At 76.9% G+C, this 14,048-nt stretch carries 3 protein-coding genes; all 3 read right to left on the minus strand.

What is annotated here, in order from left to right:
• Positions 1–81: 81 nt before the first annotated feature.
• Positions 82–8,751 (minus strand): non-ribosomal peptide synthetase, encoded by an 8,670-nt coding sequence (locus tag BOQ63_RS36615; protein ID WP_150476257.1) that lies wholly within the window; start codon positions 8,749–8,751, stop codon positions 82–84.
• Positions 8,748–13,229: a type I polyketide synthase gene (locus BOQ63_RS36620; protein WP_150476258.1), complete on the minus strand. Its 4,482-nt coding sequence runs from the start codon at positions 13,227–13,229 to the stop codon at positions 8,748–8,750. Before BOQ63_RS36620 ends, BOQ63_RS36615 begins: the two co-directional genes overlap by 4 nt.
• A 78-nt stretch (positions 13,230–13,307) precedes the next feature.
• The gene (locus BOQ63_RS36625) at positions 13,308–14,045 is read right to left on the minus strand and encodes an aspartyl/asparaginyl beta-hydroxylase domain-containing protein (protein ID WP_072655710.1); all 738 of its coding nucleotides are present in this window, start codon (positions 14,043–14,045) and stop codon (positions 13,308–13,310) included.
• Positions 14,046–14,048: the final 3 nt, after the last annotated feature.

Here is a 14,048-nt window from a genome sequence, read left to right on the forward strand (position 1 = left end):
CTCACAGGTGGTGATCGACGCGGCTGGGGGCCGGCGGCCGGACCGGGCAGGGGTGCCCGGCCCGGCCGCCGGCCGCTCGGGTCAGCCGGTCGGGTTGGTGCCGGAGCCGCCCCGGCGGGCGGCACGGCGCCGTTCGTGGTGCTGCCGGCGGTCGCCGCCGGCGCTCGGTGCCTCCGTCGGTGCCTCCGGCCGGGCGCTGCTCCCGGGGGCCGGCGACGGCTCCGCGGCCGCCGCAGGGGCGGGCCGGTCCAGCAGATCGGCGAGGTGGCGGATCGTCGGCCGGTCGAACATCTCGACCACCGACAGCTCCTGCCCGAAGTCCTCGGCGATCCGCCGCTGGACCCGGACCAGGTGGATGGAGTTGGCGCCGGCCTCGAAGAAGTTGGTGTCGACGTCGACCTCCGCCCCGTCCATCACCTCCCGCCACAGTGCGGTGAGCCGCTCCACCGCGCCCGGCCCGGTGGGCCGCGCCGCCGTGCGCCGCGGCGGAACCGGCGCCGCGGGCGCGGCCGGGACGGCCGCCGGGAGGGCCGTGACGGCCGGGGTGGCCGCCGTGACGGCCGGGGCACCCAGCCTGGCGAGCGCCGCCCGGTCGACCTTGCCGTTGGCCGACAGCGGCAGCGCCTCCACCACCCGGACCAGCTGCGGCACCATGTAGCCGGGCAGCCGCTCGGCGAGCGCCTCCCGCAGTCCGAGCGTCCAGTCGGCGCCGGAGCCCGGCTCCTCGGCCGCCGCGCCCGGCGGCCGGCCGCCGACCAGGGTGTGCAGCACGCTCTGGCCGTCCTCCAGCAGCAGCGCGCCGCGCAGCGGCTCGGGGAACACGTCGCCGATCGGACAGAGCGCCACCGTGCAGTCACCGGCCCGGTGCCGCAGCAGCTGCGCCATCGCCCCGGCCTCCAACAGGCAGAAGCGGTCGGCGAGTTCGCCGTAGACCGGGGTGATCGCGGTGTTCCTGGCGACCAGGAAGAGGGCGAAGCCGGCCCGTTCGACCAGCGGCCGGTTGGCCTCGCTGTAGAGCGCCGGGTCCAGCGCCCGCTCCGCGCCCGGCGCGCCGTCGAGGGCGACCAGGGCCGGTCCGGCGGGGTCGACGTAGTAGGTGCCGGCCGCCAGGCCGGCCACCCCGCCGGGGGCGACGGCCAGGTAGGTCTGGACCGGGTACAGGCCGCCGGCCGACCCGTAGGCGTACCGGGGCACGCCGTCCTCGTCCTGGCGGGCGAGCACGGTCAGCAGCGCGTGCAGGTCGGCCAGGCGCACCGGGACGTCGGCGAAGCCGGTGGCGGCGCCGCGCAGTGCGGCGGCCCGGCGCAGCTCCAGGGTGTCGGCGGGGAGCGCGAAGGGCAGGACCTCACGGCCCGCCAGGTCGGCGCGGCGGCCGGGCTGGCGCAGTCGCGCCTCCAGCCGGCGGACCCGCTCGGCGTCCAGCGCCGGGGCGGGCGCCGGTGCCGGGGCGGCGGGCAGCGCACGGGCGGCCTCGCGGACCACGTAGGCCGCGAGCCGGGCACCGAGCCCGTCGCCCTCGACCAGCGCCGCGGCCTCCCGCACGCCGTCCATCCGGACCAGCGCGGATTCGATCTCGCCCAGCTCGATCCGCATGCCGCGCACCTTGACCTGGGAGTCCTCGCGGCCGAGGAACTCAAGGTCGCCGTCCGGCAGCAGCCGGGCCAGGTCGCCGGTGCGGTAGAGGCGCTCGCCGGTGACCGGGTGGGTCGGGAAGGCGCGGGCGGTGATCTCCGGGGCGTTGCGGTAGCCGACCGCCAGGCCCGCGCCGGTGATGAACAGGGCGCCGGCCACCCCGACCGGACGCGGCCGGAAGGCCTCGTCCAGGACGACCATGCCCTGGTTCCGCATCGGGCGGCCGTACGGGATGCTCGGGCGGTCCGGGTCGACCGCGCCGACCGGATGCAGCACCGACCAGATGGAGGCCTCGGTGGCGCCGCCCAGGCTGATCACCTCGGCCTTGGGCGCGAGCGCGCGGACGTTGTCGGGCATGCCGACCGGAATCCAGTCGCCGCTGAGCATCACCAGGCGAAGCGACTCCAGGTCGGCCGCCGGGTTGCCGTCGGCGTACGCCAGCAGCATCTCCATCAGCGCGGGGACGGAGTTCCAGACCGTGACCCGGTGCTCGGCCACCAGCCGGGACCAGCGTGCGGGGTCGCGTTCCTCACCGGCGCCTACCAGCACCAAGGCGGCCCCGGCGGCGAGGGCGCCGAAGACGTCGTAGACCGAGAGGTCGAAGCCGAGCGAGGAGATGCCGAGGACCCGGTCGGACGGCGTGACCCGGAAGCGGTCGTTGACGTCCACCACGGTGTTCAGCGCGCCCCGGTGGTCGATCATCACGCCCTTGGGGTCACCGGTGGAACCCGACGTGTAGATGACGTACGCGAGGTCCGCCGGGGTGGTCGGGACCGGCGCCGGAGGAACGTCGGCCGGGGTGGCCAGGGCCTGCTCGAAGCCCAGCAGGGTGACTCCGGCGGGCACGGCGTCCTCGGGGGCCCAGGACTCCCGGGCCAGCAGCGCGGTGGCGCCGGCGTGCTCCAGCGAGCGGGCGACCCGGGCGGCCGGGAGGCCGGCGTCCAGCGGCAGGTAGGCGCCGCCGGCCCGGATCACGCCTATCGCGGCGGCCACCTGCTCCCAGCCCCGGTCGGCGCGCACGCCGACCAGCTCGCCGGGGCGAACCCCGGCCGCCCGCAGCGCGTGGGCGACGGCCGCCGAGGCCCGTTCCAGTTCGCCGTAGGTCACCGTGCCGGTGGCCGAGACCACGGCGGTGAGGTCGGGCGAGGTCCGGGCCCGGTCGAGGAAGGGCTCGTGCAGCAGCCCGTCGGGCCGCGGGCCGTCGGTGGCGTTGAGCGCCCGGTAGGCGTCGAGCTGGGCGGCGGGCAGGACGACCAGGTGCGGGTCCGTCCAGGCGCCGGGCTGTTCGGCGAGCGCGGTGAGCAGGCCGGTGTAGGCCTCGAACATGGCGTCGAGCACGCCGTCGGGGAAGAGCTCCTCGACGGCGTCCCAGGTCAGCCGCAGCCGGCCCTCGTCCTCGGAGATCTGGTGGTCCAGCCAGACCTGCGGGGTCTGGGTGATGGTGTGGGCGACCTCGGCGCCCAGTTCCCGGAGCACCCGGCTGCCGCCCACGCCGTCGGCGCCGAGCTCGCTGGTGAAGACGACCGGCATGGCCGCCTCGGCGACCCCGCGCCGGCGGGCGAGTTCGCCGCCGACCCGGACGCCGCTGACCAGCTGGTGGTCGAGGTCCTCCCAGAGCCGGTCCTGCAGTCGGCGGGCCCGGTCGGCGAAGGAGCCGGCGGTCGCGCCGTCCACCTCGAACAGGCTGAGCGCGGTGAAGTCGCCGACCATGGCGGCCAGGTCGGGGTGGTCGCCGACCCGGTTGAACAGGGTGAGGTTGAGGGTGAAGCGGTCGGCCGTCGACCAGGTGCCGATCACGGTGGCGTAGGCGGCCAGCGCGAGCGCCGAGGGGGTGACCCGGCCGGCGGCGGCCCGGCTCTTCAGCCGCTCCCACAGTTCGGCGGGCAGGTGCGCCTCGCGGCGGCGGAACCTGGTCTCGGCCAGCTCCTCGGGGCGCCGCGCCAGCGGCAGGGCGGGGGCGGGCGGCAGGGTGTCCAGCCGCTCGTGCCAGTAGTCGAGGTCGCGCTGCAGGGCCGGGCCCCGGCGGCGGTCCTGCTCGGCCAGCACGTAGTCGCGGAAGGAGAGTTCGAGCGGGCGCGGGTCGAGCGTGCCCTGGTAGACGGCGAGCAGTTCGCGCAGCAGGATCTGCACGCTGCCGCCGTCGGCGATCAGGGTGTCGATGCTCAGGTGCAGCCGGACGTCGGCGCCCGCGGTGCGGCTGGCGCGCAGCTCGAACAGCGGCCAGGCGTCGGCCGGCAGCACCTGGTGCGACATCCGGGCGCGGGTCCCGGCGAGGCGCTCGGCCCGGTCCTGCTCCGGCAGGTCGCGCAGGTCGTCGACGGTCAGCTCGTAGGCGGGCACCTCGGGCAGGACGCGCTGGGTGCCGTCCTCGCCGAAGACCAGGCGCAGGGCGTCGTGCCGCGCCACCATCGACCGCCAGGCGTCCTGGAGCCGGAGCGGGTCGACGTCGGCGACGTCCACCTCCAGGTAGAGGTGGCAGGCGACGTCGCCGCCGACGGCGCCGCTGCGGCCGATCCAGTAGGCGCGCTGGACGTCGGTGAGCGGGAAGGGCTCGTGCCGGCGGGCCGGGTCGGGGACCAGCGCGGCCCGCTCGGCGGGGGCCCCGACGGCCCCGTCCGCGCCGAGCGCGTCCACCGCCCGGGCCAGCGCGGCCACGGTCGGCGAGTCGAACAGGGTGCGCAGCGGCAGCTGCACGTGCAGCTCGTCGCGGATGCCGGCGACCATCCGGGCGGCCAGCAGCGAGTGGCCGCCGAGTTCGAAGAAGTCCTCGCCGGTGCCGACCTCGTCGAGGCCGAGGGCCTCGCGCCAGATCCCGGCGATCCGCTCCTCGGTGGGCGTGGCCGGCGGGGTGCGGTCGCGGCCGGCGGCGGGCACGGACTCGGGCGCGGGCAGCGCCGCCCGGTCGACCTTGCCGTTGCCGGTGAGCGGTAGCGCGTCGAGCGTGAGGAAGCGGGACGGGACCAGGAAGCCGGGCAGCTGCCCGGCCAGGGCGGCCCGCAGCTCGGCCGAGGCCGGCGGCGCGGCCGGGTCCTCCGGCACCAGGTAGGCGGCCAGCGCGGCCCGGGAGGTGCCCAGACCGTAGGCGGTCACCACGCACTGGCGGATCCCGGGCAGCGCGGTGAGCGCGGCCTCGACCTCGCCGGTCTCGATCCGGAAGCCGCGGATCTTGACCTGGTGGTCGTTGCGCGACAGGTACTGGATCCGGCCGTCGGGGCGGGTGCGGACGAGGTCGCCGGTGCGGTACAGCCGCCCGGTCCCGGGGCGGGCCGTCTCGGGGCCGCCCGTCTCGGCGTCGGCCGTCTCGGCGTCGGCCGTCTCGGCGTCGGCCGTCTCCGGGTCGGCGACGAACCGCTCGTCGGTCAGTTCCGGCCGGTCGAGGTAGCCGGCCGTCACCCCGGCGCCGCCGATGAGGAGTTCCCCCGGCACACCGACGGGCACCCGGCGCCCGTACGGGTCGAGGACCCGGACGGTGGTGCCGGCGATCGGGCGGCCGATGGTGACCAGGCCCTCGTCCGGGTCGACCTCGTCGGCGGTGGACCAGACGGTGGTCTCGGTCGGCCCGTACATGTTGAGGATCCGGCCGTCGAGGTGCGCGGCCAGGCGGCGCACCAGGTCGGCGTCGAGTGCCTCGCCGCCGAGCAGCAGCCCGCGCAGGCCGCGCAGGGCCTCCGGGTCGGCCTCGTCCAGCAGGGTGCGGGCCCGCGAGGGGGTGCACTGCAGGTGGGTGACGCCGTGGGTGCGGATCAGCGCGGTCAGCTCGGTGTCGGCCGGGCCGGTGGCGGGTGCGGCGGCCGCGGTGCGGCGCAGCCCGGCCAGCCGGGGCAGGGCAGCCAGTGCGGTGTCGGTGTCGACGCCGAAGTCGACCAGGCAGCCGATCTCGTCGACCCCGATCTCGGCCAGCCGCTGAACCAGCGGCAGGCACTCCTCGGCGGTGCCGATCAGTGAGCCGTGGCCCAGGTAGCGGGCACAGGCGTGGTCGAGCAGCGCCTCCTGGTCCTCCGCGGTGAAGTCGCTGCTGCGGACGTCCATGCCGAGGCCGCGGGCCAGGTTCTCGATCAGGCCGACCGAGCTGCGCAGGTAGTCGCGGAACGGCTGCCGGGCGTGCGCCCGGACGTCGGCCGCGTCGGCGCCGATGTAGCTGTGCAGCATCAGGGTGACGTGCGGCTCACCGGCGTGGCCGGCCTCCCGCCAGGCCTCGCGGTACACGGCGATCTTCCCGGCGAGCTCCTCGGTGCTCTGGCCCAGCAGGTGGGTGAGCAGCCGGGCGCCGACCCGGCCGGCCGTGCGGCAGGTCTCGGGGTTGCCGGAGGAGGTGAGCCAGTACGGCAGTTCGGCCTGGACCGGGCGGGGCAGCACCTCGACGTCGACGGTGCGGCCGCCGGGCCCCTCGAAGGGGAGCCGCTCGCCGCGCCACAGCCGCCGGACCTGCTCGATGCCGCTGACGGTGAGCGCCTGGCGGTCCTGGTAGGCGTCCTTGGCGAGGACGAAGTCGTCGGCGTGCCAGCCCGAGGCGAAGGAGAGGCCGACCCGGCCGCCGGACAGGTTGTCGACGACCGACCACTCCTCGGCCACCCGTACGGGGTGGTGCAGCGGCAGCACCACGCTGCCGGCCCGGATGCCGATCCGCTCGGTCGCCCGGGCGATGGCGGCGGCCAGCACCGAGGGGGCCGGGAACGGCCCGCCGAAGGCGTGGAAGTGCCGCTCGGGGAGCCAGACCGCCGAGAAGCCGTTGGCGTCGGCGAAGCGGGCGCCGTCCAGCAGCAGCCGGTACTGCTCGGGGCCGGGCGCGGCGCCGGCGGTGTCGCTGGCGAAGTAGAACAGGCTGAACTCGGGGACGGCCCGGTCGGCCCGGGGCGCCGGGGCGGCGGCGGGCAGTGCCGTCCCGGGGTCGGGGTTGACCACCACCCGGTGGCCCCGGCTGAGGGTCCAGAGCAGCTCCAGGACGGAGATGTCGAAGGAGACGCTGGTGACGGCCAGCCAGGTCGACGGCTCGGCGGCGGTCGCGCCGTCGGTGCCGTCCGTGCCCTCGGCGAGCACGCGGTCCATCGCCGCCAGGAAGGCGGTGAGGTTGCGGCGCAGGACCACGACGCCCTTGGGGCGGCCGGTCGAGCCGGAGGTGTGGATGACGTAGGCGGGCGCGTCCGGGTCCACCGGCGCGGGCTCGGCGGGGGCGTTGCCGGTCGGTGCCGGGGCGTCCAGGTCGAGCAGCGGGGCGCCGGCCGGTGCCGAGGCCCGGGTCGCGGCGTGCACCAGGACGGCGGTGGGCCGGGCGTCCTCGACCACGTGGGCCAGCCGGGCGGCCGGGTAGTCGGGGTCGAGCGGCAGGTACGCGGCGCCGGCCCGGAGCACGGCGAGCATGGCGGCGGGCAGGTCGGTGCCGCGGCGCAGGCACAGGCCGACCCGGTCGCCGGGGCGCACCCCGGCGGCGCGCAGCCGGGCGAGCAGCTCGTCGACCCGCGCGTCCAGCGCGGCGTAGGTGAGGGCCTGGTCCGGGCGGCCGCCGGGCAGCACGGCCTCGGCGTCGGGGTGGGTGCGGACGGCCTCGGCGAAGGCCGTCACGACGTCCACGGCGTCCTCGGGCAGCGGCCCGCCGTCCCCGGCGGCGGTCAGCAGGGCCCGCTCCACGGCGGTGAGCGCGAGCAGCTCGGAGAGCCGCAGGCCGGGGTCGGAGGCGCCGCGGGCGAGCACCCGCCGCAGCGCCTCCGTCAGCTCGCGCACGGTGTCGTCGTCGAACAGGTCCCGGCTGAACTCGCAGACGCCGGCGGTGGTCGCGCCGTCCCGGGCGAGCTCCAGGCTCAGGTCGGTGCGGCACAGCCCGTTGTCCAGCTCGACGAGTTCGACGTCGACCCCGGGCAGGTCGATGTCCGGCGCGGGGACGTTCCGGTAGCCGAACTGCACCTGGTAGAGCGGTGCGTGGCTCAGGTCGCGGTCCGGGCGCAGCTCGCGGACCAGGCGCTCGAAGGGCACCTGGGCGTGGGCGAGCGCGCCGAGGGCGGTCTCCCGGACCCGGTCGAGCAGCTCGCCGAAGGTCGGGTCGCCGGAGAGGTCCGAGCGCATCACCAGGCTGTTGACGAACATGCCGACCAGACCAGCGAGTTCGGGCCGGTCACGGCCCGCGGTGGGCACGCCGACCAGGACGTCCTGCTGGCCGGAGTGGCGCATCAGGACGGCCTGCCAGGCCGCCAGGGTGACCATGAACGGGGTCGCCCGGGCGGTGCGCGCGGCCTGCTCCACGGCCTCGGTGGTGGCGGCGTCCAGGGTGAAGTGCACCCGGCCGCCCCGGTGGCTGGGCACGGCCGGGCGGGACCGGTCGGTGGCCAGTTCCAGGACGTGCGGGGCTCCGGCCAGGCGCTCGCGCCAGTAGGCGAGCGGCTCGGCCAGCGCCTCGTCGGTGAGTTCGCCGCGCTGCCACTGCGCCCAGTCGGCGTACTGCACGGTGAGCGGCCCGGGCACCGGGCCGCCCTCGCGGAAGGCCCGGTAGCGGCCGCAGAGTTCCTCCACCAGCACCGAGCGGGACCAGGCGTCGCCGACCAGGTGGTGGTTGACCACGACCAGCAGGGCGCGTTCCGGCGTGGAGCGGATCAGCAGGGCGCGCAGCAGCGGCCCGTGCTCCGGGTCGAACGGCAGGGCGGCCTCCCGCTCGGCGAGTTCGCGCTCCTGCTGCTCGCTCCAGCCGGCCTCGCCGTCCTGCGGCTCGACCACCCGGAGCACCGGCCCGGCCTGCTCCAGCACCCGCTGCACCGGTCCGTCCGCGTCGGTGGCCACGACGGTGCGCAGCGCCTCGTGCCGCTCCACCAGGCCGGTCAGCGCGGCCTCCAGGGCGGCGACGTCCAGCGCGCCGGTCAGGCGCAGCCCGACGTACTCGTTGAACACCCCGAGGCCGGGGGTGAGTTGCTCCACGAACCAGAGCCGCTCCTGGCCGAAGGACAGCGGCGCGGGCCGCGAGCGGTCGCGCGGCGGCAGCGTCGGCGCGGCGGCGGGACCGGGGGTGGCGGCGGCGCCCGGGGCCGCGCCGGCGCGGCCCCGGGCGCGCGCCTCGAAGGCGGCGCGCTGCTCGGGGGTGAGCCGGGCGAGGCGGTCCTCGCGGCCCCGGGGGTTGCGGCCTGCGGGGTTGGTCACTGCTGCTCCAGTTCGGCGATGATGCGGTCTTCGATCTCGACGGCGAGGTCGGCGATGCGGCCGCCCTCGAAGAAGAGCCGGGCGGGGACGTCGACCCCGAACTCGGCCCGCAGCCGGGCCGCGACCTGGGCGGCCAGCAGCGAGTGGCCGCCGAGCTCCAGGAAGTCGTCCTCCACCCCGACCCGGTCGAGGCCGAGCAGTTCGGCGTAGATCTGGGCCAGGCGCTCCTCGGTCGCGGTGGCCGGGGCGGTGTACGGGGTGGCGAGCTCGGGGCGCGGCAGGGCGGCCGTCCGGGGCAGGTCGGCGGCCGGGGCGGTGGAGGTGCGCAGCGTGCCGTCGGTGATCCCGGCGCCGACCCGGGCCACCACGGCCCGGCCGGCCGGGCCGTCGAGCAGCGCGGCGAAGGCGCGGGCACCCTGCTCGGGGGTGAGCGCGCCGGCCAGCATCTCGGCCTGGAAGGCCCGCAGGGCCTCCGGGACCTCGGCCTGGCTGGCCATGCCGACCCGGGCCCACATGTCCCAGTCGACGGCCACCGCGAACCGCTCGCCGCGCGCGGCCTCGGCCTCCGCGACGGCGGCCAGGTAGGCGTTGGCGGCCGCGTAGTCGGACTGGCCGTAGGTCGGGATCAGGGTGGCGAGCGAGGAGCAGAGCACCAGCACCTCGGCCTCGCCGGGCCGCAGCGCGGCCAGCAGGTGGCGCAGGCCGGCGGTCTTCGGGGCGAGCACCGCGCGCATGCTGTCGTCGGAGCGCAGCTCCACCGAGCCGCCGCCGGGCACACCGGCCGCGTGGATCACGCCGTCGATCCGTCCGAAGGCCGACCGGGCCTGCTCCAGCGCCCGGTCGAGCGATTCGGCGTCGGTGACGTCGGCGCGCACCGCCAGCACCTCGGCGCCGACCCCGCGCAGTCCCGCCAGGGCGGTCTCGGCGGCCTCGCCGCCGGTCCCGCGGCCGAGCAGGACGAGCCGGGCGACCCCGGCACCGGCCAGGTAGCGGGCCAGGGTCAGGCCGATCCCGCCGAGGCCGCCGGTGATCAGCCAGGTGCTGTCGGCGCGCACCCGGGCCGGGGCCGCGGGGACGGGCCGCTCGGCGCGCTCGACCGTGCGGGAGAGCAGGGCGCCGTCGCGCAGGGCGAGCAGCGGGGCGGGACCGGTGAGCACGGCGCGCACCACCGCGGTGGCGGCCGCCTCGTCCAGAGCGGCCCCGGCGGCGAGGTCGACCTGGGTGCAGCGCAGGTTGCGGTACTCCTCGCCGAACACCTGGACCGGGCCGCTGAGCAGGGCCGCGGCGGGCCGGGGCCGCTCGCCGGGGGCGGCCGGGAAGGCCCCGGCGGTCACCACGCCGAGCCGCACCTCGTGCACCACGCTCTCGGCGGACATCGCCCGGGCGAGGCGGACCAGGCCGAAGTAGCCGTCGGTCTCGTCCGCGGTCTCGTCGAGCCCCCAGGCGTACAGGACGGCGGTGGGCGTGCGGACCAGGGCGCGCAGGTCGGCGAGCAGCTTGGCGTACTGGGCCGGGTCGGCCGGGTCGAGTTCGTAGACGCCCCGGCGCACCCGGCGGTACCCGGTGCCGGGCTGGACGGTGGTGACGATCTGGCCGCGCGCGGTCAGCAGGTCGACCAGCGGCTGGGCGGCGCCGGCCCGGTCCAGCAGGACCAGCCAGGTCTGCCGGCGCCCGCTCAGCGGGTCCTCCCCGGCCGGGCCGGTCAGCGGGTGCCAGCCGATGGTGGCGTGCACCGCGTCGGGATCCGAGGCGGGCAGCGCGGTGGCGGGCGCCCGTCCGGGGACGGTGGGCTCGATCCAGTGCGGCAGCCGCTCGAAGGGGTAGCCGGGCAGGTCGGCGGGGCGGGCCGCGGCGTCGAGCGGCTCCCAGTCGACCGGGGCGCCGTGCGTCCACAGGCTGCCGAGGGCGAGCACGGCGCTGCCGGGCTCGTCCTCGGGGCCGCGGCGGCCGCGGGTGGGCAGTGGCGGCTGGGCGAGCCGCGGTGCGGCGGTGCCGTCGGCGGCCGAGCGGGCCAGGTCGGTCAGGACGCTGCCGGGGCCGGTCTCCACCAGCACCATCCGCTCGTCGAGCGCGGCCAGGCGGGTGAGTCCGTCGTGGAACCGGACCGGGGAGAGCATCTGGCGGGTCCAGTACCCGGGATCGGTGGCCTGCTCCGGGGTGATCCAGTCGCCGGTGAGGTTGGAGAGGAACGGCACGGTGGGCTCGCGCAGCGTCACCTTGGCCAGTTCGGCGGCGAACCGCTCGGCGGCCGGGGCGCACAGGGCGCTGTGGAAGGCCCGGTCCACCGGCAGGGCGAGGGCGCGCAGGCCGCGCTCGCCGAGTTCGGCGGCGGCGCGCTCGGCGGCCCCGGGAGTGCCGGACAGCACGGCGGCGGCCGGGCCGTTGACGGCGGCGAGGTCCAGGCCGTGCCTGGCGGCGAGGTCGGCGGCGGCCGCCTCGTCCAGCGGGACGGCCAGCATCGCGCCGGGCGCGGTGGCCTCCATCAGCCGGCCGCGGGCGGCGACCAGGGCGAGCGCCTCGGGCAGGTCGAGGACGCCGGAGAGCAACGCGGCGGTGTACTCGCCGAGGCTGTGGCCGAGCAGGGCGGCCGGGCGGACGCCCCAGTGCCGCCACAGGGCGGCCAGGGCGTGCCCGACCGCGAGGACGGCCGGCTGGGTGACGGAGCTGCGGCGCAGCTGCTCGGCGTCGCCGCTGCGGAGCAGTTCGACCAGGTCGAGGCCCAGGTGCGGGCGCAGCAGCTCGGAGGCCTCGTCCAGGGCGGTGCGGAACACCGGGTGCGCCGCGTGCAGGCCGAGGGCCATGCCCGGGTACTGGGCGCCCTGGCCGGGCAGCAGGAAGGCGACGGGCGCGGCGCCCTGCCCGGCGCGGGCCCGGACGGACTCCCGGCGGCCGCCCCCGCGCAGCGCGGCGATCGCGTCGGCGGTGTCGCGGGCGACCACGACCCGGCGCTGGACCAGTCGGCGGCGGCCGGTGCGCAGGGTGCGGGCGACGTCCGCGAGCGGGCGGTCCGGGTGGGCGGCGAGGTCCTCGGCGAGCCGCTCGGCGGCGGCGTCCAGGGCGGTGCCGGTGCGGGCGGACAGCGGCAGGGCGACCGGGACGGCGGTCGGTCCGGCGGCCTCCCGGGCGGCGGCCGCGGGGGCCTGCTCCAGGATCACGTGGGCGTTGGTGCCGCCGATGCCGAAGGCGCTGACGGCGGCCCGGCGCGGGCCCTCGGAGACCGGCCAGTCGGTGAGGTCGGCGGGGACGAAGAACGGGCTGTCGGCCAGGCCGAGTCCAGGATTGACGGATTCGGCGTGCAGGCTGGCCGGGATCCGGCCGTTGCGGACGGCCAGGACGGCCTTGATCAGGCCGGTGACGCCCGCGGCGGTGTCCAGGTGGCCGAGGTTGGACTTGACCGAGCCGAGGCCGCACCAGCCGGTGGCCGAGCGCAGCTCGGCGTCCTGTTCGGCGCGGAAGGCGGCGGTGAGCGCCTCGACCTCGATCGGGTCGCCGATCGGGGTGCCGGTGCCGTGCGCCTCGACGTAGCCGATGGTGTCCGGCGCGACGCCCGCGACGGACAGCGCCTCGCGGATCACCGCGGTCTGCCCGGCCACCCCGGGAGCGGTGTAACCCGCCTTGTTGGCGCCGTCGTTGTTGACGGCCGAGCCGAGGATGACGGCGTGCACCCGGTCGCCGTCGGCGAGCGCGTCGGCGAGGCGCTTGAGCACCACGACGCCCGCGCCGTTGCCGAAGACCGTGCCGGCCGCCTCGGCACCGAAGGGCCGGCAGTGCCCGTCCGGGGACTCGATGCCGCCGGGCACCGGCAGGTAGCCGGAGCGGTGCGGCACGGTGACGGTGACGCCGCCGGCCAGGGCGAGGTCGCACTCTTCGGAGAGCAGGCTCTGCACCGCGAGGTGCACCGCCACCAGCGAGGTCGAGCAGGCGGTCTGCACGCTGACCGCCGGCCCGCGCAGGTTGAGCTTGTACGCGGCCCGGGCGGCCAGCTGGTCGGGCTGGTTGCCCTGGAAGAGCATCGGCACGCCGAGCGAGTCCCGCAGGTCGGTGCGCGGCAGCAGGTTGTGGATCAGGTAGGTGCTCAGCAGCGATCCGGCGTAGACCGCGACCGGCCCGCGCGCCCGGTCGGGGTCGCAGCCCGCGTCCTCCAGGGCCGCCCAGGCGCACTCCAGGAAGATCCGCTGCTGGGGGTCGATGACCGAGGCTTCCAGCGCGTTGTAGCCGAACAGCTGGGAGTCGAAGCCGGCGACGTCCGACAGCACGCCCTTGGCGGCCACGTACCCGGGCTTGCCCGACTCCTCGTCCGGCACTCCGTCGGCCCGCAGCTCCTCCGGGCCGAAGCGGCTGATCGCCTCGGTGCCGGCGGCCAGCAGCTCCCACAGCGCGTCGACGGAATCGGCTCCGGGGAAGCGGCCCGCGAGGCCGACGACGGCGACCCGGCCGTCGGTCTCGGCCGCGTCGGGAAGGACCGGCTGTGCGTTCAAGGTGTTCTCCGTGGTGTGGTGGGCTCCGCGCGCGGCGGGGCGGGCAGGACCGGGGGCGACCGGGTACGGGGCCGGGGCTCAGACCGCCATCAGGTAGCGCTGGAAGCGGGGCATGAGGATCTCCAGGGCCCGGACCTCGACGGGCGTCAGCTCGGGGTGCCAGACGTCCCAGAGCAGGACGGCGCGCTGCTGGGTGCCCTTGTTCCACGCCTCGTGGATGAAGCTGTCGTCGAAGAGGATGACCTTGCCCTCCTCCCAGCCGCGCTCGTCGTCGGCGACCTTGATGGCGCAGCCGGGCGGGACGATCAGCGGCAGGTGCGCGGTGAGCAGCAGGTTCACGCCGCCGGTGTGCGGGGTGATGTGCACGCCGGGGTTGAGGATGGTGAACATGCCGTCGCGCGGGCCGTGCGGGGTCGCGGACACGGCGGCGTGGGTCTCGGGGCAGCGCTCGCGGACCTCGTCGCGCCACTCCCCGTTGCGGTAGAGCTGGTAGGTGTCCCAGCCCTGCCAGCCGAGCTCCTTGGTGTACAGGTCCTCGTACGGGGCGAAGCGGGCCTGTTCCTCGCGCAGCGCCAGGAACTCCGCCTTGATCGCCTCGTACGACTCCTCCACCCGTGCCACCCACGGCAGTTCGGCGGTGTCGTGCCAGGGCAGGGCGCTGATCCCGGGGAAGAACAGCCGGGTCGGTTCCTGGTCCTCGTGCAGGTACTCGGGGGCCTGCTCCCCGGTGAGGATGCGCAGGCACTCCTCGACCCGCTCCAGCCCCTCGGTGCCGAGGGCGCCGTGCAGCTCCGTCATCACGCTCTGGACGTCCATGGT

The sequence above is a fragment of the Streptomyces viridifaciens genome (genome assembly GCF_001888885.2).
GTDB lineage: Bacteria > Actinomycetota > Actinomycetes > Streptomycetales > Streptomycetaceae > Kitasatospora > Kitasatospora aureofaciens.

What these genes read in the sequence shown, in the direction of transcription:
- BOQ63_RS36625 (WP_072655710.1), bottom strand. Translation starts at nt 14,045, where the DNA reads ATGGACGTCCAGAGCGTGATGACGGAGCTGCACGGCGCCCTCGGCACC.